Here is a 22,328-nt window from a genome sequence, read left to right as displayed (position 1 = left end):
TGATTAAAACCAGAGGTTGGATCTCTGGTTTTTTCTTTAAGCTTTTCTTTCAACATTCCTTTTCTAATGAACCCTAACCAATCTTTCGCTATAATTATCTGCTATAAGGACAACGAGAAGGGGATCAAATGAAGAAAATCATTGCAGGTATTATTTCTTTTATATTGAGCTATGGAATGGTCTATTATTTGGTCATGCCAACTTTGCAGAATTATCCCCGCATAGATTCGATGGCGCAGCGATTTGAATATACGGATGAGGCTTTGTGGCTATTCATCTTCTTGAGTTTATGGCTATTCTATTGGCAGTGGGAGCAGCGGAAGCTGTGGAATATCTATATGTATCTGTTCTATAGCTGCTACTTTTTGTTGCTGTTCATCATGCTCTTTACGAAGGCACGGGCTTATCATTCGTTCAATTTGAATCCTTTTGAGTTGTATTTGAATAATGGGCAGCAAATCAACGAGTTGATACTGAACACCGGGTATTTTATCCCATTAGGCTGTTTATACGGTCTGCGAGCGAAGCCACTGGAGACGGCAGTGATCGCGCTGATTACGATCGTCGGGATCGAGACGATCCAATATGTCTTTTACATCGGCACCTTTGATATTTGGGATATTATCACCAACTTTACTGGCTGTCTGATCGGGTATATGTTCTGTAGACAAATGAAAAAACGAATGGCATAAGCTATTCTACGCAGATTGGTCATCCGGTTATTCAGGATGGTTGATCTGCTTTTTATTTATCCCGTGTTTTTCAAGAAAGGATTATTCATTAAACAGGTAACCCAGTGATTTTCCTTTTAGCCGTACTTTAAATGTGTGGTCTATCTGTTCTAAAAATCTGTAAATAAAAAGGCCTTTGGTCTAGTGATCATGACTTTTCTCATGAGTTCACTGGAACAAAGGTCTTTTTTTGTGCATCAGGTATCAATGGTGATTCTCAATCAATGTATGGTGAGTGATTGAAAGAAAATTTAACAAGAAAAATACGCTTACATTATCAGTTAATAAATGAACTATTTTAATAAAAAACGAGTTAAACAATGTGGGCTTTTAATTAATTCCATAAACTTTTTAGCTTTAGCGGTCAATCATGGGATTCTTGGTAATAAATAAATAGTTTACATCGATTATATTTATATTTATCGTTTTCGAGATTGATTTCGTCTGATGAAATATTATTTATAAATCGGATTGTTTTTAAGTTGATTAAAAAGTATACTATTATCATCTAAAACATTATTTTTATTGTAATTAAACGTTGAAGTTCGTGAAGGGGGAATGTTGGTGAAAAAAATTGTTAGCAAGTTCATCGGTTTCGTCGTTATAGTCTTTTCTGCTGTGCTGAAGGTTCGTGCGGAGGGGGCTATTATTGCTGGTGGACAAAGGAGTTTATTTGGGTGGATAAAACAAAACATTGGAGCAGCTTTGCTTCCTGCTATTTCCTTCACACGGTGTTTACTAGTTAGGAATGAGGATTATGTAGTAGGAGGTAGGGAACGTGTATAGAACTTCGAGGCTGAAAAGAGTTGCCATGATTGTGATCGCTCCGATCATCTTTTTGATTTGCGGGTATTCTTTGATCTATCTCGTGGGGAGACCGGTCATTCAATTTGTCTCTTCGTCTATCCAGCTGTTTCTATTAACCGATACGCCGACTTTCGAGGCGGCGGAGCAGTCGTTTAAGCCGGTGGATAATGAGAAGCTCGCGACCAATGAGAAGAAGGAGCTGCCATCGACAAAGGTGGATTATCCGGTGGGCGGTCAGCTCTTCGGGAAAGTAAAGATCAACAGTATTCAATTGAGTGTACCGCTCTATTTCGGAGACACCGAAGAGATTCTGCGTAAAGGTGCTGGGCAGTTCATGGGTTCGGTCTATCCTGGTGAGATCGGGACGTCGCTGATCGGCGGGCATAATGTCGATGATTTCGGCAAGCTGGGTGCAGTGCCCGTCGGTGATAGGATTGAGATCCAGACGACTTATGGAAATTATACGTATCGTGTCACACAAAGAGGCGTCAAAGATAAGAAAGACAAAGAGATCGATCAGATGATCTATCAACGAAACGATCGGCGCATCATTCTCTATACCTGTTATCCGCTGGATAGCTTGGGGATGACGGATCAACGGCTGTTCATTATTGGCGAATATGAAGCTGGTCCAGTGATCAATGGCAATGAGTAGGAGGGAGCAGGTATGAATCAAATGACACGAAATATTCCACGCTGGATCTTGGCGTTTATCGGCTCGCTGCTCCTTTTTGCGATTGGTGCACTGGTCTGTATTCGCCTGACCTTGTTTAATCAGAACTTTATGATCAAGCAGGTCCATGATGCGAAGTACATCGAGACGATCCGAAAAGATGTGACGGAAAGTATTCAAGACTTAGGTCGGGGCAGCAACATCCCGCCGGAGGTCTTAAGCGATGTTGTAACGGAAAAGATGGTGGCGACCAATGTGGAGAATTACATCCGTGGAATCTACCAGGATGTGCCTTTCCAGCTGCAGGGGGAGGATCAAATCAAAGAAAATATTATAAACAATGTCCAGCAGTATGCGCAGCAGAAAAATATCCCAATCGATGAGGGAACCCAGAAGAATCTGGAAAACTTAGCGAATACCGCCACCAAGAATTTTTCTTCTTATATCGAGATTCCTTATTTAATGAGCTACGGGCAGAAGGTCATGAGCTTCAAGTCCTCCTTGAACTTGATTCTACTTGTCGTAGGGGCAGGCTTTGTTCTAACCTTCACGTTGCTGCTATTGATGGTCAAGCTGAAGCATCAGCGCGTTCGTTGGAGCAGTATTACCTTCTTAGGTGCGGGCTTGATGCTGGTGGTTTTGCCCGCAATCATCTATTTCAGCGGTGTGATCAATCGGCTGGGGATCACCTCGGAAGGGTTATATCGGTTTGTGACCTCGTATGTCACGACCTTTGATTTGAGTTTTGTATTTGTTGGCTTGGCAGCGATCGCAATTGCGGTACTGCTGGTCATTATCAGTGAAAGAATGCGTGATCGAAAGATATTCAATATTCAATAGTGGGAGGCAAACGATGGAAGAGACAACCAACTTAGAGGAAATGCTTCAGATTTTGAAAAAGAAAGCCGCATGGATTATTTTAACGATGGTCGCTGGGATCGGACTGGCAGCGGGAGTGACTTTTTTCCTGATTACGCCGCGTTATAACTCAGCCGCACAGTTGATCGTGCAAAGCAAGCAGACGGAAGGCGCCAGTGGCAATCTGCAAAATGATATTAATGGAAATGTTCTGTTGATTAATACTTACAAAGATATGATCAAAAGTGATCTCGTCATCGATGCAGTCCAGAAGAAGCTGCAGGATGACTATCAATATGTTTACAGTAACGGTGCGTTGAAAGAAATGCTGGAGGTTGAGCAGGCTCAAAACTCGCAAATGTTCCAGATCATCGCGACTTCTCCTGAACCACGCAAAGCAGCCATGATCGCTAATGTCACAGCTAAGACTTTCCAAAAGAAGGCGGAGGAAGTCTTAGCGGTCAATAAGGTGACGATTACTTCAGAAGCAGTCGTCTCGTCAAAATCAATCTTTCCCAATAACAAGCTGAACCTTCTGATCGGAGCTATGTTGGGCCTGATGATCGGGGTTGGCTTAGCCTTCCTGATCGAGCTGGTGGATAAGACAGTCAAGGACGAGCGCTATATCAAGGAAGCATTGGGACTGCCGGTACTTGGGCAAGTTTCTCAGATCAATCCAAAGGAACTCGTTCGCAGCCGCCGGATCGTCGTGACTGCACAAGAAGAGACACGACAAGAAACATGGGGAACGCGGGTGCCGCAGCGGAAACGCAGACGAGTTTAGCTTTAATTGATCGTACGTCCTAAGGAGAGAAAGAAGGCATTGGATGTTAGTGAATGAAGAAAGCATTGTACTAGTCGATTTGATTTCGATGCTCTCTCCTTTTCCCAAAAATTTGTCTGAAGTATGTAAGTTCAAATGATCGAATCTTTTTATTTGATCTTAATCGACATGCCGCCTCTTGTTGACAGCGTTTGAGAACGAACAACGAAGCTGTTAGATGTAGACCGAAAAACCGATGTCACTGATAGCGGCAGGGGGCAAAAAGCAAACTCCTATTGCTGTTATAGGTGTGTGGATAAGTGGTTGATTTTGTCTAAGTGTGATCAAAGTAGTGGCTGTCAGCTAATTGCAGAGATTTAGTTGCCAGATGAGCGTATTCGACTATTGAAGAAACACGCTTTTATTTCTTTTAATGATTAAATTGTTGGAGGAACTAGTTATGAAAAGTGAAAAGACCTTTTGGAACATGAGTAGTTTGAAAAACAGTATTTATGTCGAGCAGGAGCAGTCGCAAGGAAATTGGTTGGATAAAACAAGGATCGAGGAGCAAACTGTGTACGAGTTGGTTAAACGAATCATGGATTTCATATTAGCATGTGCTGGCTTCATCGTTATTTCGCCAGTCCTGTTATGGGTAGCCTATAAAATCCATCGAGAGGAACCAAATTGCTCGGTGATTTTTGCGCAAAAATGGGTTGGCCGAAATGGTAAATTATTTACGATGTATAAGTTTCGTTCCATGTGTCCTGATGCGGAAGAGCAGCTAGGTGAACTCCTTGATAAGAATGAGCTCAAGGGCGCGATGTTCAAAATCAAAGAGGATCCCAGAATCACCGAGTTTGGCAAGTTTATTCGCCGCACGAGTCTGGACGAGCTTCCTCAGCTGATCAATGTCATCAAAGGGGACATGAGTCTGATTGGCCCACGACCACCATTACAAAGAGAAGTCGCGGAATATACACAGTTCGACATGCAACGCCTGCTAGTGAAGCCCGGTTGCTCGGGACTATGGCAGGTCAGCGGACGGAATGACGTTGATTTTGATGAGATGGTGGAGTTTGATATTGATTACATCCAGAATCGAAGTTTGAAACTGGATATCTCGTTGATTATCAAGACAATCAAGGTCATGCTAAAATCGGATGGTGCCTATTAGCGTCATGGTTATTCTTAAGTTTTTCTAAAAGTTTAAATAACGAAAGTTTTGTTAAAAAACGGCCATTTTCGATTTACATAGAAACTTTCGTTAAATTATACGTATCACAAAAATTCAGTGATCATCAGATGGTTTATTTATTTTGTTTATAAAATATAAAAAAGAATAGTGCAAAATGCATAAAAACAGCTAGAAGAATTCTCTCTAGCTGTTTTTTAATTTATATTACTTATTTTCTGAATATTCAATAAAGTTTGTGTAACAAATAGTACCAATTTAATTTTTCTTTGTCAAAAAACTATAAAAGGTTTGAATTATTAAATAAATAATAGTAAAATTAAATTACAAAAGTCATATTTTAATTAATAAATTCTCTTTGCATACTAATAAGTTACTGTTTTTGTAATGTGAATTCTTTTTCTTTAAAAAAAGACAAAAGGGATGGGTAAAAGGAAGGAGGCGGTTTCAATTAGCGAGTAAGAAGATGATTTTATTCGTTTAAAACATGAGAAAACTATCTTAGTACTATAGGTGAAACGATGAACAAAAGTGGTTTGTCGCTAGAAAGAGATGTAAGGTTGGAGGCTGGGGGAAAACCAAGATAATAGTCAGGGCATAATCGACACAGAATCTGTGAGGAAAGTTATCCCGATAGCAAGTATGACATCGGGAAATGAGCTGACAGTCCGTTGTCATTCAGATCTTATGATCTATAAAAAGGCACCATGAATAAGTGAGCTTGTTTTTTGGTTAATTTCGTTCTGTGGAGAGTCTTCGCAGAATCAAAAATTTCGAGAGAAGGGGAAAGAAGATGAGAAAAAAATTAAGTAAGATAATTGCGCTATTATTCATTTTGGCAACAACGTTAGGCGGGGCTGCTTCGGTGTTTGCGGAAACAGAACCTATACCGACGCCAGGCGCAAAACCAACCGATGGAGATTTGACGATTCATAAACATTGGGCGGAAACAGCAGCAGATGTTGGTGAAGAAGGTACTGGGGGAATAATGGCTCCAACTCCTAGTAACCCCGCGGTAAAAGGAATTCAATTCGATGTGTATCAATTAACGAAAATTGCCGATGCACCTGATACACCTCCATCAGATAAAGATGATTGGACGTATTCAAGAAATGGCACTGAATTGACAGTTAAAAAAGACAGTACAGAGCATAAGTATTCATTAGCTTTAAGAGAATCTGATAGTGGCGCAAATGGAAAGACAGATGCAGACGGAGTATTGAAATACTCGAATTTAGCGGCTGGCTATTATTATGTAGAAGAAAACTTAGCCGAATCACCTAATTATGAAGTACAAGGAGACGGCAATTCCGAAAAAACAATTACATCTGCTTCTAAACCATTTATCGTGGCGGTACCAATGACGAATGCTGACGGTACTGACTGGAATGATGACGTCCATGTCTATCCGAAAAACCAAGGATTGAACCCTGAGAAAAAGCCAAGTGTTCCTTCAGTTAATGTGGGGGATAAAGTTGAATGGACGATTACAGTAAATGTTCCATCTGATATTGGATCATACACGAAGTTCAATATTATTGATATTTTAGATAAACGTTTAAACTATGCTGGAAATTTAGTAGTAGAAGCGCTCGATAGTTCTGGGAATTCTCTTTTTATTTTGGATAAGGATGATGATTACGAATTAAATACTCCAACAGATAATACAGGAGGCGGAACAGTTACAGTAGAATTAAAAGCAGACGGAATTACTAAGTTGGCAAATAATAAATCCGTAGTGAAACTATCTGTTTTTTTTGAGACAACAGTGAATGGCAATATTGATACTGACGATGAAAATAATATCAATAATGAAGCAACGATTGAATTTACCAATGATTCAAAAACAGATACTGACCAAACACCGACTGCGACAATCCATACTGGTGAAATCAAAATTGATAAAACCTACTCAGGAACTGAAGCTATTACAGAAAGTGCACAATTCCAATTAGCAGCCAGTGAGCAGGATGCTAAAGCTGGAAATTACTTACAAGTTATATTAGATGAGACAGATCCACAAAATATATTTATCAAGAAAATCGTTCCCGCAGGTACACAAGGGGCAGTTAACTGGGTAGCCTTACCATCGCAAGCAGATACTGGCGAAGCGCTGGGTCTAGTGGGTGATACATTTTACGTAACATCTTTTGAAGGGTTGAAGACTTATACCGAAACAGGAAGTATAAAAGACTTCGAAACTTATTACCTAGTCGAAACAAAAGCACCAGAAGGGTATAACCTGCTGGACGGACCTTTAGAAGTGACTTTCACTGAAGACGACAACAATAATAAGCACATCCATCTCAAAAAAATTGAGAACAAAAAAGGCTTCACCCTCCCTAACACAGGTGGCGTAGGAACGATCCTACTAGTCGTTGTCGGTATCATCTTGATCGGTCTAGCGATCATCTTGACCATGAACAAAAAGAAGAAAACTGCTTAATAAGAAACAACTGAAAGCCGAGTGATACTCGGCTTTTACGTACATAGAAGGATTTTATTTATATGAAAAAGGAGAGCCGCGATGAAACGAGTCATTTTGATTGTTCTTTTATTGACGGCTGGGATCGGCATCATCGCTTATCCTTTTATCGGAAATTATCTGAATCAGAAAAATGCGACGCAAGTCATGGACAATTACAAAAAAGAAGCGGATAAGCTGACATCTGAGGAAATCGCGGAGCTGTTTCAACAGGCGCAAATCTACAATGAAAATCTACTTGGACAACCTGCCCATGATCCGTTTATTCCGGGATCAGGAATCGTGATGCCGGATAACTATTATCAGGTTTTGAATGTCGGCGGAACGATGGGCCGCATCGAGATTCCTAGTATTGATGTGAAGCTGCCAATCTATCATGGAACGAAGGAAAGTGTGATTAGAAAAGCGGTGGGACATCTGGAAGGTTCGGCTTTGCCGATCGGCGGAGAAGGTACCCATACCGTACTGACTTCTCATACTGGACTGACGCAGGCAAAACTATTTACAGACCTGACGGAATTAAAAAAAGGCGATCATTTTTACATCCATGTACTGGATCGCACGATGGCTTATGAGGTTGACAAGATTTCAGTGATCGAACCGGAACACACAGAACCGTTGAGAGCAGTTAAGGGGAAAGAATACGCGACTTTATTGACCTGTACCCCTTATGGTGTGAATTCTCATCGGCTATTGGTTCGGGGAAAACGTGTACCCTATCAGCCAAAAAAAGCCGCGAAGAAGAAAAGGCTAACCAAAGAACAACATCTATTATTGAAGGCCGCAATTATTACGGCAGCGATTATGCTCGTTTTGATCCTCATTACCTATTGGAGAAATAAGAGGGCGGATCATTGAAGCACAGTCAGGAAAAAGTGAAGGAGTGAGGACAAAATGAATAAGACAAGAAAAGCGATCACTCAATTAAGTGTATTTATTTTACTTTTGTTCAACTTCCTTCCGGTTACCGCGCTTTCTGAACAACAAGAATCAAGTGATTCTGCTGTTGAAAGTTCGACTCAGCTGATGGACGAAGATCCATTGCAAAAGCTCGCTAGTTCAGATGGTTCGACCGAGAGCTCAACTGAAGTTTCCACTGAAACTACTGAGTCAATGAAAAAACAAGAGTCAAAAGAGCCTACTTCGGAAGAGAAAACAGAATCTACTACTTCTTCCGAGGAGGAAAGCGTCGCTGCTTCTAAAAGACAAGCAAGAGCGAATGTTACCCCAATTATGGAAATAACAGATTGGAACCTGCTGAAAAACAATATTCCAGTATCTGAAACGGTACATGCGGTAACCGGTGAGACCTACGAGCTGAAATTCACCTGGGAAGTAAAAAACTCGACTCTTTCTCCAGGAGACTATGTCACGTTCAGAATGCCTTTCAATCAAGGACCGACTGGCAACGGCGATGGTGCCAGTGGTTCTTGGCGAACGAGCGGTTCGTCCCAAGCGGTGCCATTAATGACAGAGATAGACGGACAAGCAGTAAAATTCGCGGAATGGTTTATTGAAGCTTATGATGGCGGAATCGATTATGAACAGATCCGTATTCAGTTTACTGACGGGATTCGATTATTAGAAGGAACCAATATCGGAACAGAGATTTCGACGGGCTTTGATTCGATCAAGAACTATACGTATAAAGGCGGTATCCAGCAGGTAGAGTTCGGCGGTAAGCAAAAGCCGATTGATTTTAGCCAAGATAAATTGGAAAAGAGTACAGGTTGGAATTATAAGAATGCGATGGGGGCAAGTGTCAATCAGATTCAATACGATATACCGGTAAATCTTCCGGCTAGTGTAGAACTGGGTGGTGACGAGTTCGACTATGCTAAAAGCAATCATGGATGGGCGTACAATCCTACAAATCCAGCTTTTGACTGGGGAGAACACGTTACTGATATGGAAGAAATCTATGTGGAGGATACGTTGGATGAAGGCGTAAATATCAATGGTCTGCTGATCATCGCTAGTGCTCGTGCGCCAATGCAGCTGCCCTCGAATGCGCTGACTGACTATCGTGGTGGGATAGTCGCTGCTCTGTCTTCTTTCAACTCGTATGTTCTGGCAGATTTTGGAAATGGACCTGTTTATCGGACAGCGAATGATCCTATTTCAGAACGCCAATTACCAAAACAGGAATATTCCTTTAAGCGTTTGTATCAAAGTAGTACTGACACCAAGGAGACTTTTAGCGCAAAAGTGAAATCACAGCCTTATCAATATGGAATCTATCTAGATAAGCAAACGAATAAACAATCATTGATGGTCTATTTTGGCGATGTAAAAAAGGGCGGATCAATGCCAAAGTACAGTGACTTAACAGATCAAAAATACACAGATTCGAATAAAGAAGTCGCCGGAAACAAAACGGACAAGGTCTTTTCATTTGCTGAGCAGGCAGCTTCACAATTGATTCGAAATGGACATTACACTGAGGCGGATCGCGATGAACTGGAAGCTTACTTTACTTTAGTCTACGGGGATAATAATGTGCTTGGTGGTCAAGTGGCGACGTTTGAAATCAGCTTTACTGCGCAGTATCCGCCTAAGACAAACAGCGAAAAGAAAACAAACACTGCCTATCATTCTTATAGAGGAATTGAAGAGGACGATTTTCCAATTCTTGAGAAAGTGGAAGGTCATTATTACCTAACGAATCCTTATAGCAGTGTTCAGTTATCTAGTAATGAAGCGATGTTGTTTAAGTTTACAGAAAAGAACCTTCCTTTGAATGGAGCAAAATTTGAGCTGCAAAAAAAGAATGGCGACAATTGGGAGTCCGTTCAAGACTCTGAAGTGACGACGAGTACTGTCACTGTGAACGTTCTGGAAGGAAAGAACATCGTTGAACGGCAATTGGATGGTGGGGCGAAGGTTTCTAATTTGCCAGATGGAATTTATCGATTTGTTGAAGTTGAAGCTCCTGATGGCTATGACCCTGCATTATCGCCAAATTATGATAAAAAAGATAAGAAAATTTATTCAGACCCATTCACCGTTCCCTCATCAGGAAAGAGTTCGATTGTTTATGTAACGAATGTCGCACAACCGAAGTATACTGTTCAGCATTATGTTCAAACAGGTGCGGACTCCTTGTCCGAAAGTAATTTTGAACTGCGATTACAGGAAAACTTTAATGGGAATACAGGAGATGACGTTGAGGCAGTTGGGAAATCCTTTGCTGGTTATCGATTGGATGAAGGAGTAAGTTATACTGTAAAAACTGGAACAGTTAAAGCTGATGGCAGTCTGGTTCTAAGATTGTACTACGTAAAAGATGAAACAAATAGACCGTTTTATTTTTATAAATACGATGAAAGCAATAAACCAATGCCCTCTGTCGACTATAAAGGTGACCCCTTAGGTGAGGGGAAAGAAGTGTCCTTTGATGTGTATAAGTATAATAATGTTGGGTGGTCTGATATATACAAGGAAGAATATGCTCCAGGTAAAATAGTTCCAACGAGTGGGACTGAGTTTCCAGGTGGTGAGGGGAAAGTTTGGAAAAAAGTAGCAACGCTTACTACTGATTCTGAAGGGAAAATCAGTAGTAGTACACTGCCGCTAGCTGAAGATAACGGAGCCTTGATTACTTACGCGTTAGTCGAAACTAAAACGTACGATGGGTATAAGCTTCCAGAAAGTAATCAGTATTGGGTCGTTTGGACAAAAGATAAACTCGGTGAGGGTGTGTCGGCTGTTTCTGTGCCACCCTATATTAATGGAGTAAACTCAGTGAATGGCGCTCCTCATTCCGACGCGATCAATTCATCGGTTCCGCAGAATGAAAAAGAGTACTACATCAAGAATAACTATGATTATTGGTCATTTTATAAAGAGGATGTAGCTAAAAAATCGATGCCTTCATTAACTATGAACGGCGATCCGCTTGGCGATGACAAAAAGGTCGAATTTGATTGGTACGAGTATGTTGGAAATTGGAATCCTGACCCAAAACCAGAAGAAGTCGCTCCTGGAGAATCCAGTTTCTGGAAAAAGAGAGGAACGCTCACGACAGATGCTAACGGAAAGCTAGTCGGCGATGGTATTCCTAAAGAAAAGGACAAGACATTCGCTTTAGTTGAGACGAGTACGTACAAAGGGTATCATCTGCCAACACCAAGCCAAGCCTATTGGATATTATGGGATAGTGGATGGATCGCGAATAAAGGTACTAACAACCCAGGTTCACGAACCATCGATGCTCATATCCATGTCTTAAAAAATGATTACGAGACTAGACTTGAGATATATAAAACAGATGACCAAACTCAACTTCCTTTAAAGAAAACAGACAAAGCTCAAGTAGGCTTTCGGTATTATCGTTTTCAATATGCTGCTGATGGCCTAGGTCCAGAAAAATTTCCAGATATTTCGGATGAAACAAAATGGATCCCGTTAAAGAATCCGAAAGATGGTTCCTACATTTTTTACGCGGATGAACAAGGACGTTTGACAGGATTAGAAGAAACAATCATTGGAGCACATCCTTATGCGATTCAAGAAGTCGAAGCCTATCCAGGTTATTATTTGGAAGAAGGATTTTGGTACTTTTATATGAATGAAATAAAAAATCAAAATTACTATGGGATTACTTATATGGACTATCATGGAGATAGTCAACCACATCCACTTATTAGCCCCGATGATTCCAATAATAAATTAAACGCCTATCAATTAACTAACAAGCAGCTGCCATACCCCGATCTTGAATTCACCAAGGTCAACGACAATAATGCTGCATTAGCGAATGTTGACTTCAAGCTATACAAAGCCAAAGGTGATGTAGAATTCAACGATGGAACAGAAAAGGACGGTAGTTATTGGGACTTAGACACGCCATATCGTGAAGTAACTAGCTCGCTATCTGGAAAAGTATCCTTTGAAAAATTACCGAATGGCACCTATTTATTGCGGGAAACTAAAACAGCGGCGGGTTATCAACTGCCTGACGGTGATTGGGTGATCACAGTCGATTCGACTGCGGAGAAAAAAATCACGATCCGTGCACGCAAAGATACGTCACCGCCAGCCTTTAAAGTAGAGAATGATAAGTATTATTTGCCTAACTATCGTGTCCATTCATTACCTTTCACTGGAAAATGGGGTAGAGTGCTGCTCTTAGTAATCGGTGTTTTGTTGATCGGATTAGCCGGCATGGCTATAGTGAAAAAACCGATGAAATCCAAAATTTAGAAACTTATAGGACCAAGCAATGATCGTTGCTTGGTTCTTTTTTTGTGCTATTTTTCTTTAGAAACGTCAAAACCCATAATAAAAAACTTTTTTTATTTACTTAATTTAATATTAATAAATTAATTTGAAAAACAAGGTAATAAACAGTAAAATTAACTTACAAAAGTTATATTACATTCGGCATTTTTGTTCAAGAATTGGAATAAATTCTTTTTATTTGTCATGCAATTAATTATTTTGTGAATATTTAAGCAGTATTACATCGTAAGTAAATACATATTAAACTGTATTTATTTGTTCCTAAGAACTTTTATTCTCATATTCACGTTTAGTACATAGAAAATGATTTAAAAAAATAGTTGTAACTCGGAATCCCGAACAATTGATTCCGGGTCCCAAATAGTGTAAGAAGTGCGGTCAGTCGGTCATGTTGCGAAGGTTTTTTTTGTGTGTTTGAGGATGAGCGTTTTTTTTGAGTGAAGAGTAATGCTGGAGGGTTTGGTCTTGGCTTGATTCGTCTTAGCAAGTAATGGAACAGGGGATGGTAGTCGTTTTTTGGAGGGAAACATGAGGATAAAAAGGGAGAAGGGGAGAGCTGATGAGAATAAAAAGGAGTAGGATCATCGCGGTACTGGTTCTTTTAGTGACTGCGATAATGGCAGCGGTTCCAAGTGATGCCGCAGCGCCAGATACAGGGAATCTGCATATTCATAAGTATTGGGTAGATAAAGAAAACCCACATCCGACGGGAAAAGTGAATAATGGGACTGAACAGACTGGGATATCGAATCCAGTTGTTAGTGGTGTTGGTTTTGATGTGTTCAAAGTCGGTGAATTGGAGTTAATTGATGGAAATCCAGCGACAGATGAGGAAAAAGAGGCGCATGCCGTTCCCAATGGTGGAACTGGCTGGACGTACAAGAATAAATCAGGCAAGCTTGAGGTGAGCAATGGGGGGAAAACGTATACATACTCGTTAGGGAGTAATTTGAATGGTAGTTCGAGAGTAACCAATGCCAGTGGTGAATTAGAATTTCAAGCTTTAACAAAAGGCTACTATTATGTAGAAGAAAATTTGACTTATGGGACACCCAAGATAGGTGAGGATGCTGTTGAGATAGCTTCCAAAGTTAAGCCGTTCGTTGTAGCTGTTCCAATGACTGCACCTAATGGTGAGAGCTGGTTGGAGGATGTCCATGTTTATCCTAAAAACGAAGGCTTAAATCCTGAGAAAGCTTCAGAAATGCCATCTGTTAACGTCGGTGATGAAGTTACGTGGTCGATCACGGCTGATATCCCGACTGACTTTAGTGATTACACGGTTTTCTCAGCAATTGACGAACTGGATGAAAAAGTGAACTTTGTTACCGATAGTGTAGAAGTCTACGGAACAGAAGCAGATGGAAAAACGAAGGTGTTGGATGGTTTGAGCGCTCCGGGTGATTATCAGGTGACACACTCAGCTGCCGACCCATCAAATAAAGAAAAGGTTGTCGTGGCTCTGACGCCGGAAGGGATCGCGAAATTTGCTGGCACTCAAGCTGCCGCAAAAATCAGAATTGATCTTGGAACGACAGTGAATAGTAAAATCAACGAGATAGAAAATAATACGGTAGAAAACAAAGCAGAAATTAATTATAAGAATTCCACAACAACAGATGGAAAAATTGAAACACTAGCAGCGGGTATTAATACTGGTGAGGTGAGTATCAAAAAGACCAATCAAGATGGCGGAAACCTTGCTACCGCTAAATTCAAGCTTTACTACATGGAAGGAAGCGACAAGTATTATATCCATAAAAATACTGCGGGAGATATCAAGGGGATTAAAGAAGGTGAAAATGTCCCTACCGGCTACTCATTGTATGAAGCTGTTTCAGGGGATGACGGTGTGGCTCTTTTCTCTGGCTTAAAGACGCATAAGTCATATGATGCTAACGGTGATCCAACAGATCCGATTACCTACTATATCGAGGAAACCAAAGCACCAGACGGCTATAATCTGCTGCAAGATCCTGTACAGGTTTCTTTTGCCGATGAAAATGACAAGCATGTAGTAGCAAAAGGAATCGTCAATAAGAAGGGCTTCACTCTTCCTAATACCGGGGGGATTGGGATGATTTTGTTGGTTGTTATCGGTATTGTCTTTATTGGATTAGCGATCATTTTGACCATGTCCAAAAAGAAGAAAACCGCATAACTCAAGTTCCACAAAAGCCGAGTTCGCGCTCGGCTTTTTGTACATAGAGGAGGAGCCGGTGATGAAACGAGTCATTTTGATCATTTTGTTATTAACGGCTGGGATTGGCGTAATCGTCTATCCTTTTCTTGGTAATTACCTGAACCAAAAGAATGCCTCGCAGGAGTTGGAGAACTACTCAAATAAGGTCGGAAAGCTAAGTACAGAAGACATTGCTGAGTATTTTCGAGAGGCGCAAATATATAACGAAAACTTGCTAGGGCAGCCGGCTCACGATCCCTTCATACCAGGATCAGGTATCGTCATGCCGGATAATTATTACCAAGTTTTAAACGTCGATGGAACGATGGGACAGGTGGAGATTCCCAGCATCGATGTGAAGCTGCCGATCTATCACGGTACGAAGGAATCGGTTCTGAAAAGAGCAGTTGGTCATTTGGAGGGCTCCGCCTTACCGATTGGGGGGAAGCGGACGCATACGGTGCTGACCTCTCACTCTGGATTGACTCATGCAAAGCTGTTTACGGACTTAATTGAATTAGAGAAGGGCGATCAATTTTACATTCAAGTGCTGAATCGAAAGCTGGCTTATGAGGTGGATAAGATTTCAGTGATTGAACCAGACCAGACAGAATTTCTGAAAGCCGTGAAGGACCAAGATTATGCGACATTGCTGACCTGTACACCATACGGGGTCAATTCTCATCGACTCTTAGTTCGTGGGAGGCGTGTGCCTTATCGACCAAAAAAAGTCGTGAAGAAGAAAGCGTTGAGTAAAGAACAGCACCAGCTGCTAAAGGCGTCTTTGATCACTTCAGCCATCATGATATGCCTCATTATCCTGACCTATTGGAAAAATAAAAAGAGAAATTAGGGAACTAAGAGCGACCTTGAGATGTTTGGAGGATTGTTATGGAGTAGTGAGGGGGTGAAATCAGAATGAATAAATCCAGAATAATCATTACAATGCTCAGTTTACTCATTTTGCTGCTTTTCACGCTCCTTCCTGTCTCGATGTATTCTGTAGAGCAAGCATCCAGCGAGATTGCTGCTGAGAATAGCTCTCTGCTGATGAATTATCCATTAAATGAATTGAACAGTTTAGAAGAAACAACAGAATCAACAGAAATGACAGATGCGACAGAGACCACTGAGACTGCGCAAATCCAGGAGCCGCCGGAAGAATCAACGGAAGAACAACAGAAGGAAACGACCACTTCTTCAACTGAAGAAAGTGAGAGCGTCGAAAAGAAACAAGCCAGAGCAAATGTCGCATCGGACATAACCATCACAGATTGGCAATTACTCAAAAACGGCGTCCCGTTATCTGAAACGGTCCATGCAGTGACTGGCGAAACCTATGAGCTGAAATTTCGTTGGGAAGTCCTTCACTCGACGCTGTCACCAGGAGATTTTGTGACATTTCGCATGCCCTTTAATTGTGGACCTGCCGGCGACGGGGTTGGCGCGAGCGGCTCTTGGCGCATCAGCGGATCGTCTCAAGCCGTCCCGCTGACGACGGTTATCGAGGGGCAGACAGTGAAGTTTGCCGAATGGTTTATCGAAGCCTATGAAGGCGGTGTCGACTATGAACAAATTCGTATGCAATTTACAGAAGGCATCCGGCTGCTGGAGGGAGTGACCCTCGGAAGTGAAATTTCAACGGGGATCGACTCGATTAAAAATTATACTTACAAGGGGGGGATACAGAAGGTAGAGTTCGCCAACATTCAGAAGTCGATTGATTTTAGTCAGGATAAATTAGAAAAGAGTACGGGGTGGAATTACAAGAATGCGATGGGAGCTAGTGACAATCAGATTCAATTTGATATTCCAGTGAATCTTCCTGCCAGTGTCGAATTGGGAGGCGATCGATTTGCCTATACCAGTGAAACGCCAGAAGGTTGGGCTTTTGATCCGGTAAATCCTGCCTATAGTTGGGGAGAACACGTCACAGATATGGAAGACATTTATCTGGAGGATACGTTGGATGAAGGGGTAATCATTCATGGGTTGCTGATTACGGCTACCGCGCGAGCGCCGATGCAGCTGCCACCGGACGCTCTGGACAATTATCGCGGCGGAATTGTCGCAACCTTATCTTCTTACAACTCCTACTTGTTAGCTGATTTTGGAAATGGTCCCATTTATCGGACGCCGAATGATCCTAATTCGGAACGTCAATTGCCGAAGCAGGAGTATTCATTCGTGCGCTTGTATCAGGAGGAGAATGAAAGTATCGGCAGTTTCCGAAGTCGAGTCAAAGCCGCGCCATATCAATACGGTATCTTTACTGATCCTGAAACCAATCGTCAAACCTTGATGGCTTTTTTTGGCGATGTCAAACGAGGCGGATCAATGCCGAAATACAGTGATTTGACTGATCATAAATATGCCGAACCGCAAAGAGACGTGGCTGGAGATCGTACAGATCCGGTATTTGCTTTTGCGGAACAGGCCGCGACGCGATTAATCGTAAACGGTCACTATACCGAAGCGGATCGTGAAGAGCTCGAGGCTTACTTTTCATTGGTCTATGGGGATGACAATGTGCTCGGCGGACAGGTCGCGACATTTGAAGTCAGTCTAACTGCGCAGTACCCACCTGATACACTTAGTGGGGAGAAAAGTAATACAGCGCGGCATTTCTTTACATGTCCTAATGCATCTGATTTTCCGATACTCGATGAGGTGACAGGGAGTTATCGAATGACCAATCCCTACAGCAGTGTTCAGCTATCAAGCAATGAAGCGATGCTGTTCAAGTTTACTGAAAAGAATCTTCCGCTGAATGGCGCGAAATTTCAATTGCAGAAAAAAGATGGCGAAAATCAGTGGCAAACCGTTGAGGACTCCGAAGTGACGACAAATACGGTCACAGTCAATGTTCTGGAAGGCGAAGGCGTCGTTGAACGTCAGTTAGATGGCAGTGTGAAGGTTTCTAATTTGCCAGATGGAACCTATCGTTTTGTGGAAGTAGAATCACCGGATGGGTATGATCCTACGTTGTCACCGAATTATGATGAAGAAGAAGGAAAGGTTTTTTCCACTGAGTTTTCAATTCCGGCAGCGGCACAACGGTCCATCCTATTTGTTAATAATATCTCACAGCCTAAATACTCGGTTCAGCACTATGTTCAAACAGGTTCTGGAACAGCAGCAGGTGATTTTGAGCTGAGGCTGCAGGAAAGCTTTAACGGTAGAACAGGCGCCGAAGTTTCGGCCGTAGGAAAATCCTTCGCCGGCTACCGCTTAGATGAAACGAGTCCTCATGCTCAAAAGACCGGGGAAGTCTTGGAGGATGGCAGTCTCGTTTTGAAGCTGTACTATGTAAAAGATGAAACGATTCGACCGTTTTATTTCTATAAATATGATGAAAATAGAAAACCGATGCCTTCTACAGACTTCAAGGGTGATCCATTAGGGGAAGATAAGGAAGTAATCTTTGATGTCTACAAGTACAACGTTCATGGCTGGGGAGCGGGTGATAGCTATTCCCCCACCAAAGTAGTACCAACGAGTGGAACGATGCTGCCAAATAATAAGGGAGCGGTCTGGGAAAAAGTCGACACACTGACGACAGATTCAAACGGGAAAGCTAGCAGCAGTTCCTTATCACTTACCGAGGACAATGGGGATTTGATTACCTTCGCTGTGGTAGAAACAAAGACCTACGAAGGGTACAAGCTTCCAGATGATGACCAGTACTGGGTGATTTGGACAGCAGACAAAGTCGATGGGCAAACAGTCACACCGTTTATCAATGGGATCAATGCAGAAAATGGAGCGCCCGAGATTGGGGAGGTCGATCCGACTGCCGCCCACAATAAAAAGGAGTATTATCTCACCAATAAGGATGCCAACTGGACCTTTTACAAGGAAGATGTGGCGGGCGTTTCGCTGCCGTCTGTCAGTGTGAATGGCAATGCTCTTGGCGAGGATAAAAAAGTTGAATTTGAATGGTATCTATATGATGGGAATTGGACAGATACGCAGCATCCAACAGTGGTCCCGCCTGGTGACTCACCTTTTTGGATAAAGAAAGGTACTCTTACTACGAATGCTCATGGAAAACTAGTTGGGGATGCGATTCCTAGAGAGCCAGGGAAAACCTTGGGGTTGATCGAAACCAGTACGTATAAGGGGTATCGATTACCAACCCCGAAACAGACCTATTGGGTGCTGTGGGATTCAGGCTATATTGAAAACTGCGGTAGTGATAATCTCGGAGCAAAATTTGTAGAACCGTATCATTATGTGTTGAAAAATGATTATGCCACTGAAATGAAGATTTATAAAACCGATGCCGCTACTCGAACGCCGCTTAGGCGAACCGCCAAAGCCAAAGTCGGATTTCGCTATTACCGTTATAAAGGCGGTTGGGAGGGGGATGAAGGACCGGATACGAATACTGATTTGACAGACGTGGAAAATTGGGTGCCGATCAAAAACCAGCAGGATGATTCCTACATTTTTTATGCGGATGAGGAAGGCTGTCTGACTGGGTTGGAGGATCATTTTATTGGCTCCTATCCTCACGGCAATACGTATGCGATCCAAGAGGCGGAGGCTTATCCAGGCTATCGACTGGATTCAGGCTATTGGTATTTCTTTTTAAATGAAAATAAGAAACCAAAGGCATATACCATCGATTGGCTGGGGCATGTGGGCGAGGGGCATCCGATTGTAGAGCCAAATGATTCAACGAATGAGTTAAATGCCTACCAGCTGACGAATCATCAATTGCCCTATCCTGATCTTGAGTTTACAAAAATTGATGATAATAACGCGTCCTTAGCGAATGTCGTTTTTGAGTTATATCAAGCAAGAGGAAATGTACCGTTTAACGAAACAACCGAAAAAAACTGTAATTACTGGGATCTTAGCGCACCGTATCTGCGGGAAGAAAGCACGCTTTCTGGAAAAGTTTCCTTCAAGAAGTTGCCAAACGGCATTTACCTGCTTCGTGAAACGAAAACTGCACCAGGTTTCCAATTACCTGATGGGGATTGGGTCATTGAGGTTGATTCAGCAGCAGATCCAAAAATTACGATCCGAGCACGAAAGGATACGTCGCCACCAGCCTTTAAGGTCGAAAATGGAAAGTGCTATTTACCCAATCATCGAAAACAAATCCTGCCATTTTCCGGGAGATGGGGGAAAGACCTCGTATTGATCATTGGGATTCTTCTGATTGGTTTAGCCGGTGTTGTCAAGGTGGAGAAGAAGGAGAAACGAGAGAGATAGCGATGTTAAAAGCCAAGCGATGTTTTCTGCTTGGTTTTTAACGATGATCGTAGTGTGCCAATCAAAAAAATTGTTTCTATTTGATATTCATGTTAACTTACAATTAGTAAGTGAGGTGCATGAAGATGGAATATCTTTATCAAGCAGGAAAACCAGAGGGGAAAAAGTTCATTTTGCTGCATGGGACAGGCGGCGATGAAACGTCATTGGTGGATTTGGCTAAAGTCTTAGACGCAGACAGTACGATTCTATCGTTTCGCGGAAAGATCGAAGAAGATGGAATGAATCGCTTCTTTAAACGAAATGGCTTGAATCAATTTGATTTTGAAAGCTTAGAAAAAGAAACCGATAATTTGCTAGAAGTCATCACTGAGATCAGTGCCGAAAAGGGTATCCCGCTAGAAGATTGGATCTTAGTCGGTTACTCGAATGGGGCGAATATCGCGGCCCATTTATTATTGGAGCGGGAAACGACTTTATCCAAAGGAATCTTTTTCCATCCAATGTCGCTGGAGGTCCACACGCAGTCTTTTATTTTAGCAGATAAAAAGATTTGGGTTTCTTATGGCGGGGCACAGGACCCGATCGTCAGTGACGAATCTTTCGCTGAATTAGTCGCGGCTTTCCGCGATCGCGACGCTGATATCACTGTAGTAGAAACACCTTATGGACATCAGGTCTCGATGGATGAAGTGCAAAATGCCCGCGAATGGTTGAAAGGGTAGTGACACACTTTTCGGATGTGGTAAAATGAACCGAAGGGGTGGTGCAATGAACGACTCATTTGATTACAAAGGCTTGACCTTAACATCAACAGATCTTGCATTCAACGATGAAGAATTGCAAAAATTACTGACCTTTGAGGGCGCGATCACACATGAACGCTTGAAGGGCTTTAATTTTCACTATTTTTTGATGCCTGAATACGATCTGAACGGCTTGTTAGCTAAACTCGGTGAGGCCGAGCGCAAAGCAAAACGTATTTATTACATAACAGGACAGCTAGTCTCCAGTGATTTGAAAAACATGGCGGTAGACGGTTACTACATGCCAACCAACTGGGGCTTCATGCATGTCGATAGTCATAAATAAGCGGCGGAAGAGACCATCTTCTACCGCTTATTTTGTTTGGGCTTCTTCAAGAATTAGATGTCGAATACGATGGATAGTCGGATCGTATGTGAACGTTAATAGAATACTCTTTACAAAGAGTGGAAAGAGTATTCTTTGTTCTGGAAGTAGCTGTGCTTCTGATTTTTCATTGCTTTTTTTGAAAAAATGCTCTCCTTTATTCAAATGTTCCCCATGCTGGACTGGTTCGTTTCTTCCCATCAGATGGACCAGTAGCTAGATAACCATAGGTTCCATCTTCGCGTTTTTGCCTGATCCAAACATGGTTTTGTTCGTGAGCAAAGGCATCGTAATGAACGGATTGACCTGCTTGCAGGACGGCGATGCTTTGCGCAGCAGAAGTTGGAGCCGTGCGCAGATGAATCGCTGTCTGCAAAATAAAAGTGCCTTTTTCCGCGATGCCCCAAGGCCTTTCTGTTTGCACTTTGCCGGCAAGGTATTGCAAGGATTTTCTGCCAGACAAACGATTCAGGTCTAAGACGTCGCTGTAGCCCGGTAGACGTCCATTTGACGTGTATTGATGGAGGTCGTAGTTCTTATTGACAGTCGGTTGGACTCCTTGGTAGCTGCCGGAATTATTGCCATAGCTTGGCAGCCAGAAAGCATCGAAATTCTCCACTGCTAGATTGAATTGCTGGTACAAGTGATGGGCGACATACACACCGACTTTCTGCCCGGAAAGCTGCTTTAATGTCTTTCGAAAAACCTCCACTCCACCGCGCATATCGGTCATCGTCTGTTCCTCAACATCCAGCCAATAAAAGCACGGCTGAAAGGCCTTGGCTCGTTCGTAAAATACACGAGCCTCTTGTGCCATATCCTCATGATTGATTCCTCGTACCCACGCATAAACAGCAGTGGGAACTCCCAAAGCTTGAAATCGTTGCAGATGGGTTTGGTAGAACTTGTCGCAATAGGCGGACCCGTATTGGACTCGTACGATCACCAGGTCAATCTCCTTTGCCAGTATGGAGTAATTGATCTGAATCGGGTGCTGCCATTCGCTAATATCGATAATCATTGGTCGGGTCAT

15 protein-coding genes are annotated in these 22,328 nt (G+C 42.3%); 14 read left to right on the top strand and 1 reads right to left on the bottom strand.

What is annotated here, in order from left to right; all coding sequences use genetic code 11:
- The first annotated feature begins 128 nt into the window (after positions 1–128).
- From E6139_RS01250 to E6139_RS01185, 14 genes are all read left to right on the top strand, one after another.
- The gene (locus E6139_RS01250; protein ID WP_316401221.1) at positions 129–692 is read left to right on the top strand and encodes a VanZ family protein; all 564 of its coding nucleotides are present in this window, start codon (positions 129–131) and stop codon (positions 690–692) included.
- Positions 693–1,295: 603 nt separating this feature from the next.
- Positions 1,296–1,517, top strand: a complete 222-nt coding sequence (locus tag E6139_RS01245; protein ID WP_316401220.1) for a hypothetical protein — start codon at positions 1,296–1,298, stop codon at positions 1,515–1,517.
- 25 nt (positions 1,518–1,542) lie between these two features.
- Entirely contained in the window at positions 1,543–2,193 is a 651-nt protein-coding gene (locus E6139_RS01240) for a class D sortase (protein ID WP_316401299.1), read from the top strand.
- 12 nt (positions 2,194–2,205) lie between these two features.
- A complete protein-coding gene (locus tag E6139_RS01235) occupies positions 2,206–3,051 on the top strand; it encodes a hypothetical protein (RefSeq protein ID WP_316401219.1) in 846 nt (281 codons plus the stop codon).
- A 13-nt stretch (positions 3,052–3,064) separates the two neighbouring features.
- The gene (locus E6139_RS01230; RefSeq protein ID WP_316401218.1) at positions 3,065–3,853 is read left to right on the top strand and encodes a YveK family protein; all 789 of its coding nucleotides are present in this window, start codon (positions 3,065–3,067) and stop codon (positions 3,851–3,853) included.
- Positions 3,854–4,292: 439 nt separating this feature from the next.
- A complete protein-coding gene (locus E6139_RS01225; protein ID WP_316401217.1) occupies positions 4,293–5,009 on the top strand; it encodes a sugar transferase in 717 nt (238 codons plus the stop codon).
- An 811-nt stretch (positions 5,010–5,820) separates the two neighbouring features.
- A complete protein-coding gene (locus E6139_RS01220; protein WP_316401216.1) occupies positions 5,821–7,473 on the top strand; it encodes a SpaH/EbpB family LPXTG-anchored major pilin in 1,653 nt (550 codons plus the stop codon).
- 81 nt (positions 7,474–7,554) lie between these two features.
- Positions 7,555–8,370: a class C sortase gene (locus E6139_RS01215; RefSeq protein ID WP_316401215.1), complete on the top strand. Its 816-nt coding sequence runs from the start codon at positions 7,555–7,557 to the stop codon at positions 8,368–8,370.
- Positions 8,371–8,406: 36 nt separating this feature from the next.
- Complete coding sequence (locus E6139_RS01210) at positions 8,407–12,717, top strand: SpaA isopeptide-forming pilin-related protein (protein WP_316401214.1); 4,311 nt, start codon at positions 8,407–8,409, stop codon at positions 12,715–12,717.
- 598 nt (positions 12,718–13,315) lie between these two features.
- Positions 13,316–14,917 carry a SpaH/EbpB family LPXTG-anchored major pilin gene (locus tag E6139_RS01205; protein ID WP_316401213.1) on the top strand — a complete coding sequence of 534 codons (1,602 nt, stop codon included), beginning with the start codon at positions 13,316–13,318 and terminating at the stop codon, positions 14,915–14,917.
- Positions 14,918–14,978: 61 nt separating this feature from the next.
- Positions 14,979–15,791: a class C sortase gene (locus E6139_RS01200; protein ID WP_316401212.1), complete on the top strand. Its 813-nt coding sequence runs from the start codon at positions 14,979–14,981 to the stop codon at positions 15,789–15,791.
- Positions 15,792–15,856: 65 nt separating this feature from the next.
- Complete coding sequence (locus tag E6139_RS01195; protein ID WP_316401211.1) at positions 15,857–20,164, top strand: prealbumin-like fold domain-containing protein; 4,308 nt, start codon at positions 15,857–15,859, stop codon at positions 20,162–20,164.
- A gap of 125 nt (positions 20,165–20,289) precedes the next feature.
- Complete coding sequence (locus tag E6139_RS01190) at positions 20,290–20,889, top strand: alpha/beta hydrolase (RefSeq protein WP_316401210.1); 600 nt, start codon at positions 20,290–20,292, stop codon at positions 20,887–20,889.
- Between the two features lie 25 nt (positions 20,890–20,914).
- Entirely contained in the window at positions 20,915–21,256 is a 342-nt protein-coding gene (locus E6139_RS01185) for a hypothetical protein (protein ID WP_316401209.1), read from the top strand.
- Positions 21,257–21,452: 196 nt separating this feature from the next.
- On the opposite strand, the gene E6139_RS01180 is transcribed toward E6139_RS01185, so the two are convergent.
- The gene (locus E6139_RS01180) at positions 21,453–22,328 is read right to left on the bottom strand and encodes a GH25 family lysozyme (protein WP_316401208.1); all 876 of its coding nucleotides are present in this window, start codon (positions 22,326–22,328) and stop codon (positions 21,453–21,455) included.

The organism is Enterococcus sp., from assembly GCF_032555305.1.
Classification (GTDB): domain Bacteria; phylum Bacillota; class Bacilli; order Lactobacillales; family Enterococcaceae; genus Enterococcus_A.
The sequence above is the reverse complement of the archived record's forward strand: the minus strand, read 5'-3'. Positions and strand labels throughout refer to the sequence as shown.